Source organism: Agaribacillus sp. DX54, from assembly GCF_056858335.1.
The window spans coordinates 1-17,602 of the sequence record NZ_JBXEQE010000013.1 but is presented as its reverse complement, the minus strand read 5'-3'; the positions used below and the strand labels follow the sequence as shown (position 1 = coordinate 17,602).

The window sequence follows — 17,602 nt, the reverse complement described above, 5'->3', positions numbered from 1 at the left end:
AGAAATCGTCGATTTTTAAAACTCATATTTTGCTAGGTATTATGTCTCATATTTTATAATTAATTAGGATTAGCATCCATTTCCGAATATTGTAATATAATTTCCATCTACCACCTTGTACTCAAATCCAAGAAAGTACTGGAAACTCTTTAGTACATTAAACAAGTTTTCATCCTTGTAAGTACCTCTGACAATTCTGCAATGGCGAATTGATTCATTATCGAAAGCGATTGTCACTCCGTACCACCGCTCTAAAATTTTTGCAGCTTCATGAAGCTTCATTTCTTCAAAATTTAATATTCCATCTTTCCAGGCCAGAAATCGTTCAATGTCGACCTCATTCTTCCGTATTCGCCCCGATGAAGGGTTGTAATTGATCTGTTCTCCGCGAGTCAACAGATGACTTTTTATAGTGGATTGGCTATTGCCAGAAGTGACCCGGACCTTTCCGGTGGCCACTGTGACCTGAGATATCTCTTGTGGAAATGCCTTCACGTTAAAGGAGGTACCTAAAACGGTAGTGGTGAGGTCAGCAGATTTAATGATAAATGATCTTTTCTCATCCTTGACGACGTCAAAAAAAGCTTCTCCTTCAAGAAACACTTCCCTTTTTTTGTTATCAAATCGCTTAGGATAGACCAGCTTACTGTCGGAATTGAGTTTGATCTGTGTACCATCACTAAGGGTTACGGTGTATTTCTGGCCTCTTTGAGTTACTTTTTCGATCATGGCCGACTGATCATTATCATTGTTGGGAACTCCCGAGTGCTGATGGGCTGCAAAATATGCGATTAGCACAATCACAATAACTGCTGCTATTCTCAAAATAGGTACGAGTACGCTTTTTTTATTGTATGTTATGTTTACATTTTCTGCTTTTGCAATCTTGAAGTTGATTTTATCAAGCAATTCACTTTCCAGTACCTTCTGATTACCTAATTCCTTTTGCCAGTTTTGTTTTTTTTGATACGCCTCATAAAACTCTATCAGAAGCTGTTTTTCATTTTTACTACAAAGACCAGCTTCATACTTTTTAAGTAATCTTTCAAAATGGTTTTTGTCTATGGGCATTTACTTTCTTACGGATTTCTATATACAGGTTCTTTGAGAGACCCGAAACCCCTATGGTAGCAACAAAAAAATTTTTTTGGATAAACTTAATGAAGTAAATAGCAGATCAAAAAGGACATTATTTCAATAATGTTTTTCCGAAGAGATTTTAAGGCCTTTGTAATTTGGTTTTCCACTGTTTTTGGTGAGATATTCAGTCGGAAAGCTATTTCTTTCGTAGAAAGATTTTCATTCCTGCAGAGAAGAAATACTTCTCTGCATTTATCCGGAAGTGCTTCCAAACCTTTCTTATATTTCTCTTTAAGCTGATTGAAATTGATCATTTGCTCGGTGGTGTACACGAATGTGACCTTTTCCACTGTTTCAAGGTGGTGCCGGGCAAGGTTACCTTTTTGAAGGTATTTGAATACCCGATTCCGGACAGCAACTTTTAGATAAGAAGAAATTGAAGAAATACAAATAGTGGCACGTCTAAGGTATAAATCTGAAAAAACATCCTGAACAATGTCTTTACAAGCATCCTTGTCTTTCAAAATATTATATGCAGAGACGAGCAGCGTTGACCAGTGGCGTTTGTAAATTTCTTCGAATGCGGCCTTATTGTTCAACTTCATCAGGTTCAACAACTCATGGTCCTCATATGTTCTGAAATCCTTTTCTTCCACCTTTCAATTTACAAGTAATTTAAATTCCAAGGAAATCAAAAGAAATAAAAAAATCAAATAGGTCTCGTTGAAATAATTTTTCAGGAGACAATTCGCATAAAACTTAATGTTAAGATTTCAGTAATGAGTGTTTAAAGTAATAAGCCATTTTGATAACTGTAATCAATAAAATTGGCTAACAAAAAATTATAAGACTATGCGGAAGTGTAAAGTAAACTCTGTCTACTTCCTTTTTATTAGTTATTAGAAAGCTGTTTTTTTCTTATGTTTTTTTATAAACAAATTGAACTATCTGTCCATCGGAATCTTCATCCTCATATTCGAATATTAAATTTATGGTAGTATCATCTATAATCTTAAAAGTCAGGTTGGAAGACTCTTTGATTAGTATGGTTTCGGCATCCTGGACCAGATAACTTAATTTACTTTCCTTTATAAACTGGCAATCCGCAGTATTATCAAAAGTTATGGTGTTGAACCCTTTTGTTACGACGCCCGAAAAATTCGCTTCCAAAGGATAATTTACACTAACATTGTACCTCAGCCTACCGCTTCTCCATCAATTGTGCTGCTCACAAGCCTCCATTCTCCAATTAATTTTTGTTTTGTAGCTTTATTTCTTAATTAGTTTGTTAAAGATACCACACTTTGTCAAGAAGTCACAATTGCCTTAGTTAACAGTGACCTACTAAAGAACTTTTTGAGGGAGTGTGGTCACTACATTCCCTCATAGATCCCCCCGCTCATCGGGGGATGTTTACTCAACTTCTAGAGAATTATTGTTTAAAGAATTTGGTCCTGAAAACGGGGCTGATCCCGATTCCTTGTACTTCCAATAAGTAGAGGCCTGTTGCCAGGTTCGATATGTCCACGGAAAGCACTCCTTCATCAGCCAGGTCGCCTTGCGAAACCGTCATTCTCATTAGCACCTGGCCAGAAACCATTCGGATGACCATCTGCCGTATCTTTCCATGATTCGAGTCTAGGACGATGTTCAGCTGTTCCTTTACTGGGTTTGGATAAACCTGCACGTTTCCTGTATTAGGCGGAGTGATCGTTCCAGTGACCAATTCGGGATCGATCTCAAATGGCAAACATTTGCCACCAGAACTCTTGTGATCATTGATCATCCAGTTACGATTAGTTACTAGTTCATTGATCGCATCAGAGACATCGGTCCCGTATTCCATGCCATAAGCTCCCAGTTGGACATTGCTTGCGTTCGTATTATTCGCCCATCCAAACAGGGTTAGCGAATAGTTGGTACAGTCCAAACCTTGGGTATTTTTCGCTACTTTAATTCCATCTTTTAAATGAACCTTCGATTTAAGGTGAATGTTGGCTGAAAATGACCAATAAATTATCTGGAGATAGATTTTTGAACAAAAGGTCAAGGTTTGTCAATTACATCTTTTAAAATAACCATGACTCAGTTATCGTGGTTTTTTAAAAGACCTTTACCTACTTAACGATATACAATTTTACCTTCGTCGATAGTTGTGCCAGGCATCAGTGTGATAAGTCATTTGGATGAAAAGGTCTTTTATAGCCATTAGTTATAAGGCCAAAATTTAACCCTTTCCCACCTCCACCTTGGTAGTATTCTACTTTAAGGTGATGCCACCCCTTCTCTAAAGCTACCTCTCCTTTTCGGAGGCGCATTGCATGACTCCCATCATTGTCGACTACTAATTTTTTATTCACATAAACTTTGGAACCATCATCAGACTCTGTATACAGCGTAAATACACCAGTCTCCGAAACATTGAAATACCCTTCGAACACCAACCCATAGTTATTTTCTTCTTCGGTAACATCTTCTGTAATGGTCATCAACTTACCGTGTTTAGTTGGCGTAAGCTGACTGAAGTCAGGGAGCATGTTCCAATTACTACCTTTATAATACTTATAACTAACTCCCCTTTTCGGATTACGTAATTTGGTGGCAAGTTGCGGATTTTTCCTTTCAAAATTTTTTACTATCACCCTACTTGCTTTGCCCTTATCATCATAAGATCTAGCCTTAATAACTGTTGATTTTGAAAGAGTCAGTGGTGACTCATATACTGCTGATTGCTGGGTTGGATTGGTGCCGTCTAGGGTATAGTATGTTTTGTTGGCAGGATATCTTGTTTTCATGGATACCTGCAGTTGCTTAATGAATATTTTGCTTTCCGCATTGATTATAGGTGCAGGGGGTTGTACAAAACTTGTTTTGTTATTTTTCTTGGTTAGCTGAAAGCTATCGAAGATATTATTGTCGGTACTGATGGCATTGAATGACAAATAATCATCATAAACTGCAAAAGTGCAGTAGTGGTGTGTTTTTCGTTGGAGTTCTCTTGTGAACCAAGACCTTATAGGATCAAAGTCCTCTAATCCTCCGCCGGCACCTCCAGAATTGATATATATCACTCCCTTATTCATATTGATTGCATTTTTGAATAAAGGCCATGTCCTTTCATAAACGTGGGTATGACCAAACAGACAAAAATCTACACCATAAGTCTCATAAAGTGGAACAAGATCTCGGGCATGGGTTCCCTTTTCCGACTGGCCTATCCAACTATCGCCATGGTCATTTTCCTCTGTAGAATAGGGTGGATGATGATGTACTACGAACTTCCATGTAGCCTTTGACTTGGCTAGTGCACCCTCGAGCCAGAAATATTGCTCTGATCTTTCACTCACATCGCGGTTGGTGTCAATAAAAAAGAATTGCGCATTCCCATAAGTAATGGAATAATAGTATTCGGGCGCGGGATTCGCCATATATTGATAATACAAAGGGGAATCTCCTTCGTGATTCCCTAGCGTAGTAAACATGGGATAACGGCTCATTGTTTCCTGTCCTTTTTTGAAAAAGCGATTCGTCCAATGAAATTTTATATGACCATCATCCACCAAATCACCAGCATGAACAATAAAATTGGGACGTTTTCCAAAAATTTGTTTTGCTATCTTTTCCCAGGCCCATGGTGTTGTAGGATTCTCCTGCGTATCTCCAATAAATGCAAAGTAAAATGCGTCCTCATCATCGACAGCCGTAGAAAATGTATACACTTCACTCTCTATACTTTTACCGTCGGGAAACTTACTGACAACTTGGTATAAATATTTGGTATGAACTTTAAGATTATCTAATCTTACTTCATGAAACAAGCGAGTTCCAGTCAATTTCTTTTCAAGAGCCAGATTCGGCTCTTTAGCATTCAAAAGGGCTTCTCCATAACGAACGATGGTAGTAGCAGGATTAGTAGTTTCCCAAAGTACTGAGATGGCATCTTTCGTAGCATATTGCAAATAGGGATTCACCAAAAAAGAATCCTGTGCTATTGAAATCTGTCCATTCATGATAAGAATAAGTAAAACTGTGAAGCTTGCAATTCTCATAATCGGTTATTTTTGAGATGTTAAAAATCGATCAGACGATAGTACCTGTTTGGGTATACAAGGGCCATTGAAAAAAGTATAGAGGCCAAGCCCTCCTCCACTTTTATACCAATGAACCTCTATTTTATGCCTTCCTCCCTCTAAGTGAATTGATCCTTCCTTTTCTCTCATTCCGCGGCTGCCATCCTGATCTACCACTACTTCATCATTGATGTAGAGCTTGCTTCCATCATCAGCGGTGAGATCGGGTTCCTTAACTAAGGCGACTTCCCCGGTGCCGAACACGAAAAAACTCCGCATCATATAAACTATAGCCCCAGATGAGCATTTTGTTTTGCGAACGCTTCGATTACAAAATGAAGGCATTAACCTCATAGCGTTCAAAGGGATCACCATCATTTTGGTAATTAAGCAGTTTGCCATCAATTAATACTTTTTATCATTTACATATGCCACAAAGTAAAGCATTGAATGTGAACTCAACTTTCCAAAAATGTTACTTTAATGTTACTAATAGTAAATATATAGATATAATGTTTAATATTAGTAAAATTATTGCGTATAAGTACCCTGGCTTTGTATCTGATATATGAAATTAGTGTGACACCGTCACACTAATTTAGTTGTTCGAAAAACCACCGTTTTGTGAAACAGGTTCAATTTGTCAAACAGTGTTCTACAGCTATACTTCTTTGAGAGTTATGAATTTTTACAAATGGAACTTGACAAAATATGTTTGTCAAATCTGATAAGGTGCTACAGCATTTGAGAAGCAATATCATCCTTGCATTTTGAAAGTTACAGTTGCAATTTGCAAGGATCTTGCCTATTTCAAGGACACCAAAATAATCTTGTACCGATACATGGAAATTGAAAATCCTTAGTCCTTCGTCTGTTGATTCATTATTGAACATAGTAAAGGGATTGGGAATAAATTATAGTGCTTTTTCTTTGAGGACCTGGATTAACTTTTTCTAAGACTAGTTCTTCGATTGTGAGATTTATCTCTGACAAAAAGCTTTCCCCTTATGAAGATTTTGTAAAGTCAAAACAGGAAGCCTTTGCAGATACTTCAACCGCTCAAATGTTTGACTGGCTAAAAGAGCGCTATGCTGACTTGCCCAAAGTGAGTACGCGCACTGTCTACAATTTTGTCATGTATGTACGTGGCAAGCACAACCTGCCGGTAGTGCCTTCCCAGAGCGACTATTTTCCTGTAGAAGAGCTGCCGTTTGGCTATCAGGCCCAGGTAGACTTTGGACAATACAACATGCGGGTTACTTCGGGCGGTAAGAAAAGAGTTTGGTTTTTTGCTATGGTGCTGTCCAGAAGCAGGTACAAGTTTGTCCTTTTTTCAGATAAGGCTTTTACGACAATGACCGTTTGCCAGGTCCATGAGCAGGCATTTGGCTATTTCGGGGGCATCCCTGAAGTAGTGGTTTATGATCAGGACCGTACCCTGCTGGTAGATGAAAACCTGGGCCACCTGCTACTTACCTCTGGCTTCTGCCAATATGTGAGGGCACGCGGGTACAAGTTGCATTTCTGCAGGAAGGCTGACCCTGAGAGCAAGGGAAAAGTGGAAAGTGTTATACAGTATGTCAAGAAGAATTTTTTGTACAACCGCCCTTACACCGATTTGGGAACCCTCAACGATGAAGCTTTGGCCTGGCTGGGTAGAACAGCCAATTACCTCAAACATCATGTGACCAAAATAAGCCCGCTTGAAGCTTTCCATACCGAGCAATCTTATCTAAACACCTATAAGCCATTACCCATGGAGGATAACCGTGACAAGGAAATGCAGTATCTGGTCAGAAAGGACAGGACAGTCAATTACAGGGGCAATTTTTATGCTGTACCCCCAGCAGTGTACCATGGGGCTGATACTTTTGTCTTTATCAAAGAGCAGGATAGCTATCTGTTTATCTACAACCTGACCTGGGAACATATCTGCAGGCATAAAATACCGCAAGGGGCCGGAAAAAAAGTCATCAACACCAACCATAAAAGAGACCATTCTCTGTCTATTGAAAAGCTGATGCAGGACACCTGCGGACATTTCACCGATAAAATAAATGCTTGGGCCTACCTCAATCAGCTACGGGAAGCTTATCCCAGATATATCAGGGATCAGGTACAGGCTATTTTGAGGGCTGTCAGGAGTGGGAATGCTGAAGTAGCCGATAAATCCCTGGCATTTTGCCTGAAAAACCAGGTCTTTAATGCGGTTGACTTTGAACAGTTCTATACTGTTTTTTTCCTGGAGCAGGGTGCACCAGCACCAAAAGACAAAACCACTATTAAGCTGCTGGACAAAAAAAGCCTGGAAAAAGCCTCCCAGACACCTGAAAAAAGTAACCTGGACGATTATGAAAATATTTTTAATCGCTAAATACAATTAAGTTATGACAAAAACAGAACAGATCAAGTCCTATTGTGCAAAATTGAGATTATCAGCATTATCGACTAATTTTGACCAACTGGTAGCGGAGGCTGAGCAAAAGCAGCTCAGCTACCTGGATCTTGTTAAAAACCTGATTGAATCCGACATGAGTTACAGAAAACAAAAAGAGCTGGAACGAAGAACAAAAAGGGCGGGGCTGCCCAGGCAATACAACCTGGCATTGTATGACTACTCCTTTGAGAACGGTCTTGGTAAAAAGCAACTCAACCAATCGGACAAACGTATAAACTGAGTCCTTCTATTCCGCTTCAAATCAAAATGGCACTCCACCAACGCATCTATAAAGTCGTCTTGGTTATCGATATTGTCCCAGTCAGGTTTATGAATGTACAACCCTTCCCCATTGGGATAATTGAATACGTTAATTAAATCTGAATTGTTATTTGATTTAACAATTATTGAAGTTGGGAAAACCAATCTACCATCAAAATCATCATGGCCGTCTTCTGCGCTTCTAAGGACAACTCTTTAGGCCTCCCTCCTGTCCTGCCTCGGGCCCTTGCTGCTTCGAGACCAGCTCTTGTCCTTTCACAAATAATGTCTCGCTCAAATTCAGCCAGTGAGGCAAAAAAATAAAAGATCCTCAATCACTTCTACTCTAAATTGATATTTGAATATTTAAGGTGTAATTTTATTAGTTTGATCTTTTTTAGAATAATAACATAGCTAAATAGCGCTGGTAAACGATGTAGGGTTCACCGAAGTCTACTCGGTTAAGGAGGTGCTTAACTTTGGTGGGTTCCTCTAATAGCATATCTCAACGACTTTGCCGGTCTTCTTAACAAATCAAACGTAAACACTCTTTGGATACCGTTAAGGTAAGATAGTTTAATTCAATTGATTGTATAACATATTGGGGGCAACCACAAAGCGAGAGGGAGAGCTAAATCTCCCGTATTTTTGAGTTTTCTCAGGACTACCGCGCGGCGGCCGCTCTTGCTCAGTACGAAAATGGGCCATAACTTTTTCCGGCAAGATAGCAGACCGGTTAGCGTCAAATCAAGGCTACTTCACCGTAGGGATACGGATGTTCAATAGGGAACGGCATGGTCAAGTGTAAGCAAATTTCTTTCTGTTTGTTGGAATAACACCAACTAGGGCAGAAATTTTATCCAGGTTGACGAATCAGCTTTGGGAAGGTTTAGCCTTTAACATTGACCGTGGTGTTTTTACAATATCTCCCTCTTTGCCTTTGTTGGTGTTATCACCGATAAATTCAATTTTCCTTTTTTTTCCACAGGCTTAGCGATGCAGGCGGCCCATAGCGAAATGACACTCATTATAATCCACGAGACATCCACAAAAAAGGAATCCGGATAGCCCATGCTCAGGGATTTCCAAAACCACAGCCCGCTTTGGATGCCATTGAGAACAGGAATGAGAATACCTAATACTCCGGCTAGCCACAAAGCATGCTTATTGATCCTGAATGGGCTTTTGATGAAGTAGCTATAAACAGTGTAGGCCAGCCAAAACAGTAAGAATATATTCGACATCATTCCAAAACTACCAGGGAATAGCTTTACCAAACAGAAAAAGAGTGCGATGGCAGGAAATAATCCCATGCAAGCCCCAATAAAAATAGCTCCTACATTCCGGTTGAACTTGGCTTTGTGGGCGTAGGTCTTCTTATCACGGGCCACGAGCCAGATCATCACTCCCGATAGAATCACGTAGCAGGTAATAATCGTTAAGATAAAATACGTGATTTTCATAAAAAAGCCTCCGAAGGTTGCATAGTGCAGCTTGATAAGTGTGGCTCTGATGGCATCTGTGTGGCTATAGTCATCCCGGGTTTTGTCCTGAAATACCCGTCCATCTGCCAGGCGTATCGCCTTGCTTGCTCCCGTCATAAATTGCGTCTCCCCCGTGTATTGAATATTGAGGGTTAATTTCCCCTGTTTTTTCCGATAGTTGTGAATGTTGACTGTGATGGACCTTATTTGATCGGGATCCAGCAGTTCCAAGTCGGGGTGGATCAGCTCATTTATACTGATCGAGTCTAGCCGTTGCATGGGGCCGGTAAAGGCTTCCATCTCTATGCTTGGGTACACAGTCTCCTGAAGCTTTTGAGCATCACCCCCAAATTGAATAAAAAGTATGGGTAGCAAAAGTAGTCCTCCGACGCCCAGGTAAGCACCGGTAATGGCATACATAAACTGAAAGGGCAGCCCTAAAACCCCCAAGGCCACATGCGCATCCGTCCAAAGGTTTTTGATACTGCCCTTGATGCGAAAAGTGAAAAAATTAGGGATCACCTTTTTCCAATGCACGATAATGCCAGTGATGACCGACAGCCCAAAGAACAAAGCCACCAATCCCGATAATTGGCGACCTACGATCGGTATTTGGCGGAAATAATGCAGATCGTAGATATAGGTACCTAAGAATTTTTCTCCGGCAGGGGGTTGCTCTAGTAGGATATAGCTTTCAGGATCAATCCGTATGGATATACGTTCCCTGTTTCCGGTACCAATCGTCTTATCCGCAGTAAGGGTGCTGTCGCTTTTATCCGTTAGGCCACTCGAAAATACATCTATGTAATCACCTTCCTTAAGATAACGAAAAGAAAAGTATCTTCCCTTGGTTTCATAACCCTGCTGTTTTAACATCTCAAGTACACGGTCATAATCAATGACGGTCCTGAACTGGCGATCAGGCTCATTGTGTTGCCAATTGTCGATCTCCGTTCTAAACAGCGCAAATGCCCCCGCCAAAAAAATAACGAACAGCCCAATGGTGATGACAATACCCGAAACGGTATGCACATTAAAAAACACGTTGTAGCTTCTCTTGTTCTTGACCATGCCTTTATTGTTAATTTCCCAGGTAAAAGAATAGCGCAGACACCAGCGTAATGCCCAATAAAATCAGCCACGCCGCCCAGGCTTTTCTGATCCAGTACACCAGAAGCATCAGGAATATCCAGATGATAAATGACCAATAGCTTGCCGTCCACAGCACTACATTGGGATCCAGCCAGCTTGAAAATGCTATTACCATTGAGGTCAAGGCAATGAGGCTTCCCAAAAAAGCCGCCAAGAATTTGCTTGTCTTGGTCCAGCCGGATTTGATTAAATACTTTTTGTTCGCAGGCATAATCAAAAAACGGGTATAATGATTAATTCAAAAAAGACAAGTAGTAGCGCCGTAACCATCACATAGCCCTTCCCTATTTTAAGAAGAGGCGCAAAAAGCACTACCAAGGAAGCTATGATGGGCCAGACTACTAGTAAAGCCAGCAATGCGTTCGTAACCCCAATTTTGTAGGTAAGCAACATAGTACCTACAACCGTAAGGAGTAAAGACAAGCCTCTGGCGAGCAAGGGCCGTGCTTCCCAATAAAGGGAAAAAGCCCCCTTACGGTATTCCACTCTTTTTGCTGCGGCAAAAAGCAGGTAGACCGAGGCGAAAAGAAATATGACTCCTAAACTGATCATTCGTTTATATTCATCTTATCAATTGCTGCCATAGGTTAAGAGGGCTTAGCTTTTTCTGGTGTTCCTTGTTGGTAATGACACCAACAAGGGCAGAAAGACGCTACCAACATCTAAGCTTGTCCTACATTAAAAATCGTTGGCAATATTGAAAAATATTGGACTATTAACTCCGGTCATTACAAACGCTTTTGCGACTGCACCAGTAGTGGGGTTCCATCGGTAGTAGGCATTTTCCGCCGCTGTATTGACTTGAAGATAAGCATCTCCATTATACTCAAAGACTGTAGCGCGGTCAAGCGGTTTAGTACCGGGAATACCATCTATAGGCGTAACGGTCATTGCATCTACATCTATTTCACACCACCTCCCGGTTTCGGTTTCAACAAGGATGATTTGTATTTGTACAATTTGCTCAGGTGTTAAATTAGCAAAACCTCCAGCATCGTTAATAATAGCCAGTGCTTCTTGCGGTATCTCACTGTTTACCCTAGCTATCGCTTTACCACTTTCTAAAAATCTAAAATTTGCAAAAAAGGGTAAGAGCAAATTTTGCGGATTTAAGGTTACTGTCGGCTCAAAAACATAGGTGGGATCTATTTGATTGCTACCTGCCGGCACTTTATTTAAACGAGCGGGTATACCGGCTCCTGTAACATTCCCGCCATCAGGTATGTATAAATTGCCGGCTGCATCCAAACCTCGCCTGGAACTCGATGGTTGAATACCGCCCGATCCGTTACCCTCTCTTCTTGTATCCCCTACAAATGTATTAGTAGACAAATTGGCTTGGTGGAGAATCAGATCCGTAAAGGAGTTTCCATTAGCAGCGAAAATAGGTGCAAAAACATCGTCTCCACGGAATATAAATCCACCATATAGTTGCTGAACACCACCTGGCACGAAACCTGCGCTCATATCGATAGAGCCTGTAACTTCAAAAGTTGTTGGGTTGAACACTCTAATAACATCCGGGTTTGACGGATCTTCAAAAACGCCGGTCAACGAATCTCTAACAGCTATTGAAATTCCTGCAATTGAGAGCGGTATGAAACTTTCCTCTATAATTTCCCCCTCAGCGTTTATAACCATTTTGGAAAAACCCGGTGATCCGTCCGGACGACGTGTAAAGAGGGCACCGTTATGCACTGATGTAATTGTGGGATTAAAAAAATCTGTACCATCCGATAAATCTACCGTGCCGGTAGGGAGTTCTTCAAAATACTTTAATACTCTACTTCCAGAACTGGTAAATGCGTGCGATACAAAACCAGTTCTTTTATTTTCTGGTTCTACTATTGGTACACTTGAATCATCATCTGAACAGGCGGAAAAAAACATAAACAGGCTTATTAAATAAGCTAAAGTAAGTGTTGAATTTAATCGCATTTTATATGACATTATAATTGATTTAAAATGAATAATTTATTTTAAAGGCATAGTTGATACCCGGTCTGGGTCTTCTAAAATTGTCAAAGATTTCGGCATTGAATACATTTTGCAGATTGAAGGAAAAGGCCAATCCTTGCTGTTTCAGTAGATAGGTTACCCCGGCGTTGTGAACATGTTGTTCAGGGACAATGAAATCAGGATTTGCCATGTCCAGATCCGATACCGTATTAATGCTAAATTTGTCCGTAAATAAATAGGTCCAGGAAAGTTGTAAGTTATTACCCGGTTTGAAAAGATCTTCTATCCTATAATTTGCCCCAACGTTATAGAAAGTAAGCGGAATATTGGGTACTTGTTTACCAATATCAATACCAGAAGCGATTTCGTTATTTTGGGAGGTAAAATTTCCTTGGAGCGATAGGTTTTTCAGTGGACTGACTTTAATGGCCAGCTCAATGCCCTTGCCATCTACCACTGCTTCATTTATAAATTGTATACGATCAAAAGCAAATTCTTCTGGGCGGATAAGATTTTCTTGATTTCGAATAAAGCCATTTACATTTACTAAAAGGGATCGATCGTTTTTAAATCGTTTTTCAAACTGGGCCCCCACATTCCAGTTTAAACTCTCCTCCGGCTCTAAGTCTAAGTTTGGCACAACTACTGCAAGATTTCCAAAAATTTCCGCTTCGGTAGGTATGCGTACGGCCTGTTCTAAACTGGTTCTGATAAAAACCGTGGGGTGTACTTGATATTTTAAGGCAAAGCCATAACCGTTGCTATTATTTTGTATCTCGCTAAATTCCAATTGATCAGCGCCTACTCGAAAAATATCTATGGATTCCGCTTGATAAAAATAGTTTTTAAAGAACGTGATGGCGTTCAGTTTATCTTCAAAAAAATTTGCGTTCAACCCGGCCCCAAAAATATTTCGGTTAAGCGTAGATGGCAAGGTATTGGGGTCAGTTGGTTCGCCATCAATAGCAATACGTTCTCCGAGAGGGTCTTCCCCTTCCAGTTTGGTGTATCGATAATAATCGGATACCTTAACGTCTATATGATTCGTTATTCTATAAGTTAATGTAAGCCGATGTGCCGTTCCTAAATTTTCCCTTTCCAGCAATGTAGGCGCTCCGGAAATTTCAGATCCGCTTGGATTTGCCAGATTTAAAATTTCCCCTCGCCAATTGTACACATTGGCAGTGCTATCATTGACTTTATCAACCGTATGAGAAAGCACACCGAAGTATCTTGCCCTTAGTCTGTCCTTAAAAAAGGTTTTGCGATAATCAATACGTTGAGTAAATACATCGATTTCTCTTTCCACTTCTCCTATGGCAGTATTCGTAATAAATCCAGCGTTCTGGATTTCATCGGCTATTTTAGAGTAGGCTACTGCGAGTTCTAAACGATCGGCCCATTTCAGGTCTTTAATACGTAATTTACCTTCTATAAATCCAGAAATATGTTGGTCGTGAAAACGTCTGGCATCAATGCGTTCCTCGTCAACAAAAGACGAACCATCCGGTAATTCGATCTCTATTAGATTAGGAATATCTCTCATCCGATAATCATTGTCCGAATAATTGAAATAAGAAATGGTGGACAATGACGTTCTGTCACTTAAATTTTTAAGCCCATTGAAGGTAAACCGATGCGTATTGAACGACCCGAATGAATAGGATGTTCTTAAGTAATCGTCGCTTTGTTGTACAGGAACCAGATTAAGACCACCCCCCAAAGCATCTGTACCCGCATCAATAGGCATTACGCCTTTGTAGACATCAACCCGCTCCAAGGCATCTACCGGTATTGTATTTAATTGTAAGCCATTTCCATACAGCTCTAGCGGAATCCCATCGTAATAGGTACGAACTGCGTTCCCCGTAAGCCCGTTTAAGTTAATACTTATACCACTACCTAACCCACCACTTTGCCTGATCACCAGACCGGTTGTCGTTTTTAAAACTTCTTCAGTGCCTATGGCCTGGTCTTGGAAATTTTTGATATCCAAAGAGCTAATGGTAATGGCTTCTTCACTTTGCTTTTTGGCTTCGGTTTTACCGTACACTGTAACCTCTTCTAAATTTGCTATTTTGTCTATCAGGGTTATATTTAAAACATAGTCTTTTGATAGTTCAATAGTTCGTGTATCTGTTTGAAATCCAATAGACCTAATTTCAATTTGATAAATACCCATTTGAACGTTTTGAATTTTAAACTGTCCGTTTTCATCAGAAACTGCATACTTGCCTTCTATATCCAAAGTAATACTGGCATTAGGTACTTTGTTGCCAGCAGCGTCTTGTATAATTCCAGTAATGGTATAGGAAGATTGAGAAAAAGCAGATAATGGAAATAATAAAAAAAGATACTTCACCATTTTTATTTAGCAGTTACTATTTTAAGCGAAAAAAGTTTTTGCATATATACAAATTCTAATAATTATTTTTAATTAATCTGAATAAAAATTGCGGCCTTTTCATAAAAAAGAGAGTTTAGCAAAAAGCTGTTATTTTGGTGATCCACCATCAAAATAAAATGCTATGCTAGATTCTCTTAAAAAACGAATGTAAGACCTACTACCACTATCTGCAAGCTAATTTGATAGACCCACGCAACAACAACCGAGGCAAGCGGCATGATTGGCATTTTGTGCTTTTTGGGACGCTACTAGCCGCTATGGCTGGGAAAGACCATTTAGCTAGTCAGTGTATCACTTTTGATGCATTACACACTCAAAGTCAGACCCTAGAAATGGCGGCCGCCGCGCGGTAGAGAATGCGCAAGGTATCTACTATCTATATAGCCCAAGTGAAGGCTAATCAGGCAGTACTACTGGAAGACTTACAAGATCATATTAAACTCATAGCCCCAATGGCCGAGGAGCAAACCTTCGAGAAGGGGCACGGGCGTATAGAAGGTCGAAAAGCCTCTTTTTATTCTGTAGAGGCCATTTTTTTTGAGGAAAATCGGATCGCCTAGCGATGGGATCAATCGGGGTTTGCTACCCTGGTGGTAGTAGGGCTGTATTCTAGTGCCATGCCAACTAGTACTTTTCTTGTTCCTTCAAATGGTTCACGCCCATGAGTGTATAACATATTATCTAGCAATAACAGATCATTCTCTTGCCAATCAAAACTTACTTTTGTGTTTTTATAAACTTCTCTAATAATATTTAAGGCTTCCGGATCAATTGGAGTGCCATCACCATAATACGTATTTCTTGGTAAATTCTCTTCTCCCAGTAATGCTATTAGACCTTCCCTTAATTCACTATCTAAATTGCTTACATGAAATAAATGTGCTTGATTAAACCATAATTTGTCTTTTGTAAAAGGATGAATAAGAGAAGCTTTATTTATCTGCTTCGTTCTAAGCCCGTTTGAAGTCCATGCTGTCTGAATATTATTTGCTTTACAATAAGCCTCTACTTCATCCTTTTTTTCAGTTTGAAAAACATCCTTCCAAGGTAAATCAATGTCAGAGTAATTTCTAACATACATAACATCCTTTCTTTCAAATTCTTCACGTATTTCCGCTGGGATTTCATTATAAGCAATTCTACTATCAGAAATTGGTGTGTTACCCATCTTTTTAGCCTTTACTTTACATACAAGACCTATTCTGGAAGGCCATTTATTAGAGTAGGCCTTTTCGTTATGCTGTGGAATCCATTCTGAATGATGATATTCAGTTGCTGTGTATACTTTATTTTTCAATTCAGTCCTTGGGGTAGATCTATAGGCATAATCTATAAGTTCCCCACCAAATAATAGCGAAAGTATAGCACCAAAGTCATTTTCTTCAACATTCTTAAAACCGCGTATAAGAAGCGCCCCATTTTTTTCAACAAAAGCTTTCACTTTTTCTTTGTTTTCATTTGCCCAATCCAAAGGCGATATATTTTTGTCTTCTACGTTATAAAGCATATTTAATCCTAATAACTGCTCAATATTTTGTGTGTCCATAATTTTTATTTTTAAATAGTTTATTTGTTATTTCTAGTTATTGTTTTATCATTAGTTTATATGCTCATTTTCTTTTGTTCATTCAAGAATTCGGTGATCTGTTTTGTATAATTCTTATTTAAAATAGTCCAGTGATCGGCAGGAATTGAATGTACTATTACTTCTTTATTGGTGTACTTATTCCACCCATAGTCGGATTCATAAGTATTCTTAATAACTTTTTCACCGTTTATTTCCCTGCTTCCATACATCGCTTTGAATAATATAATTTTTGCCTCTAATTTTTCTTCATTTTTGGGTTTATAAGATCTCAGTAATTGATAATTATTAAACATTACTTTTAATTTCCCTTTGAATTCCATTTCGTTTAATGTTCCTACTTTTTTGTATATTTCTTCAATTTGCTCTTCTATGGATTTACCATCAAGCACTAAATCAGTCCAATCAGAAGCTTTACCATAATCTTTGCTTAAGAACTTTAAAAAATCTTTAAACACTTTGTCTTCGTCCTTTACTTTTATAGTTTCTTTAGATTCAACTTTTCCATCAAAGATTAATAATTCATCTACCTCAAATCCTTCCTGTCTCAATTGCGAAGCCATTTCATAAGCTACTTTTGATCCAAAGGAATAGCCTCCAATTCGATAAGGACCATACGGGTCTACTTTTTGCATTTCTGTAATAAATATGGCGGCCATTTCTTCTATAGATTCCAAAACCCTCGATTTTCCATCTAATCCTGGGCATTGAAATACGTAAAGGGGTTGATTATTCCCTAGTGATTTAGCCAATTCAAAATAACCGGTAATTGTTCCTGATACTTCTGGTACCAGATATATAGCCCTTTTATTTCCTGATCCCTGTAATAAAACCATAGTATCATCTTTGAATAAACTTTCGGCATACATATTAGCTGCAAACTGGAAAATTGTGGGGTACTCGAACACCAAAGCTAATTTTATATCTGTATTCAATACTTTATTTATTTGAGCAATTAATTTAATTAGCAACAAACTATGGCCACCCAGTTCAAAGAAGTTATCATGGATCCCCACCTTTTCCACACCCAACAGCCCCTGCCAGATCGCAGCTAGCTGTGCTTCCGTTTCCGTTCTTGGGGCCGCGTATTCTTTGCTGGACAGGGTTGAACCATCCAGCTCCGGTAATGCCTTCCGATCCAACTTTCCATTGGCTGTCAAGGGCATC

General features: G+C 39.4%; 17 protein-coding genes. 3 read left to right on the top strand and 14 right to left on the bottom strand.

Going from position 1 to position 17,602, the window contains the following annotated elements; all coding sequences use genetic code 11:
* Nucleotides 1–69: 69 nt before the first annotated feature.
* From AC04NP_RS14995 to AC04NP_RS14970, 6 genes are all read right to left on the bottom strand, one after another.
* Nucleotides 70–1,071: a FecR family protein gene (locus AC04NP_RS14995; RefSeq protein WP_482860597.1), complete on the bottom strand. Its 1,002-nt coding sequence runs from the start codon at nucleotides 1,069–1,071 to the stop codon at nucleotides 70–72.
* Between the two features lie 86 nt (nucleotides 1,072–1,157).
* Nucleotides 1,158–1,736 carry an RNA polymerase sigma-70 factor gene (locus tag AC04NP_RS14990; RefSeq protein WP_482860596.1) on the bottom strand — a complete coding sequence of 193 codons (579 nt, stop codon included), beginning with the start codon at nucleotides 1,734–1,736 and terminating at the stop codon, nucleotides 1,158–1,160.
* A gap of 262 nt (nucleotides 1,737–1,998) precedes the next feature.
* Entirely contained in the window at nucleotides 1,999–2,250 is a 252-nt protein-coding gene (locus AC04NP_RS14985) for a hypothetical protein (RefSeq protein ID WP_482860595.1), read from the bottom strand.
* A 262-nt stretch (nucleotides 2,251–2,512) separates the two neighbouring features.
* Entirely contained in the window at nucleotides 2,513–3,130 is a 618-nt protein-coding gene (locus tag AC04NP_RS14980) for a T9SS type A sorting domain-containing protein (RefSeq protein WP_482860594.1), read from the bottom strand.
* A 115-nt stretch (nucleotides 3,131–3,245) separates the two neighbouring features.
* Complete coding sequence (locus AC04NP_RS14975; protein ID WP_482860593.1) at nucleotides 3,246–5,129, bottom strand: metallophosphoesterase; 1,884 nt, start codon at nucleotides 5,127–5,129, stop codon at nucleotides 3,246–3,248.
* Between the two features lie 6 nt (nucleotides 5,130–5,135).
* On the bottom strand, nucleotides 5,136–5,552 hold the full coding sequence (locus AC04NP_RS14970; protein WP_482860592.1) for a PA14 domain-containing protein: 417 nt from the start codon (nucleotides 5,550–5,552) through the stop codon (nucleotides 5,136–5,138).
* Nucleotides 5,553–6,123: 571 nt separating this feature from the next.
* On the opposite strand from AC04NP_RS14970, the gene AC04NP_RS14965 reads away from it, so the two are divergent.
* Entirely contained in the window at nucleotides 6,124–7,524 is a 1,401-nt protein-coding gene (locus AC04NP_RS14965; RefSeq protein WP_482860591.1) for an IS21/IS408/IS1162 family transposase, read from the top strand.
* 13 nt (nucleotides 7,525–7,537) lie between these two features.
* A complete protein-coding gene (locus tag AC04NP_RS14960; RefSeq protein ID WP_482860590.1) occupies nucleotides 7,538–7,828 on the top strand; it encodes an ATP-binding protein in 291 nt (96 codons plus the stop codon).
* A 163-nt stretch (nucleotides 7,829–7,991) separates the two neighbouring features.
* Here AC04NP_RS14960 and AC04NP_RS14955 read toward each other — a convergent pair whose 3' ends face one another.
* The 6 genes from AC04NP_RS14955 to AC04NP_RS14930 form a co-directional block, all read right to left on the bottom strand.
* Nucleotides 7,992–8,183, bottom strand: coding sequence for a recombinase family protein (locus tag AC04NP_RS14955; protein ID WP_482860589.1), 192 nt, complete (start codon nucleotides 8,181–8,183; stop codon nucleotides 7,992–7,994).
* A gap of 582 nt (nucleotides 8,184–8,765) precedes the next feature.
* Nucleotides 8,766–10,403 (bottom strand): PepSY-associated TM helix domain-containing protein, encoded by a 1,638-nt coding sequence (locus tag AC04NP_RS14950; protein ID WP_482860588.1) that lies wholly within the window; start codon nucleotides 10,401–10,403, stop codon nucleotides 8,766–8,768.
* A gap of 10 nt (nucleotides 10,404–10,413) precedes the next feature.
* The gene (locus AC04NP_RS14945) at nucleotides 10,414–10,695 is read right to left on the bottom strand and encodes a hypothetical protein (RefSeq protein WP_482860587.1); all 282 of its coding nucleotides are present in this window, start codon (nucleotides 10,693–10,695) and stop codon (nucleotides 10,414–10,416) included.
* A gap of 2 nt (nucleotides 10,696–10,697) precedes the next feature.
* Nucleotides 10,698–11,036 (bottom strand): hypothetical protein, encoded by a 339-nt coding sequence (locus AC04NP_RS14940; RefSeq protein WP_482860586.1) that lies wholly within the window; start codon nucleotides 11,034–11,036, stop codon nucleotides 10,698–10,700.
* 126 nt (nucleotides 11,037–11,162) lie between these two features.
* Nucleotides 11,163–12,434, bottom strand: coding sequence for a hypothetical protein (locus tag AC04NP_RS14935; RefSeq protein ID WP_482860585.1), 1,272 nt, complete (start codon nucleotides 12,432–12,434; stop codon nucleotides 11,163–11,165).
* A 10-nt stretch (nucleotides 12,435–12,444) separates the two neighbouring features.
* Nucleotides 12,445–14,808 (bottom strand): TonB-dependent receptor, encoded by a 2,364-nt coding sequence (locus AC04NP_RS14930; RefSeq protein WP_482860584.1) that lies wholly within the window; start codon nucleotides 14,806–14,808, stop codon nucleotides 12,445–12,447.
* 398 nt (nucleotides 14,809–15,206) lie between these two features.
* Between AC04NP_RS14930 and AC04NP_RS14925 the strand changes: the two genes are divergently transcribed.
* On the top strand, nucleotides 15,207–15,410 hold the full coding sequence (locus AC04NP_RS14925) for a hypothetical protein (RefSeq protein ID WP_482860583.1): 204 nt from the start codon (nucleotides 15,207–15,209) through the stop codon (nucleotides 15,408–15,410).
* Nucleotides 15,411–15,418: 8 nt separating this feature from the next.
* Here AC04NP_RS14925 and AC04NP_RS14920 read toward each other — a convergent pair whose 3' ends face one another.
* Nucleotides 15,419–16,396 (bottom strand): TauD/TfdA family dioxygenase, encoded by a 978-nt coding sequence (locus AC04NP_RS14920; protein ID WP_482860582.1) that lies wholly within the window; start codon nucleotides 16,394–16,396, stop codon nucleotides 15,419–15,421.
* 56 nt (nucleotides 16,397–16,452) lie between these two features.
* Nucleotides 16,453–17,602 (bottom strand): thioesterase domain-containing protein (locus AC04NP_RS14915; protein WP_482860581.1); only part of this gene is annotated, 1,150 nt, incomplete at its 5' end.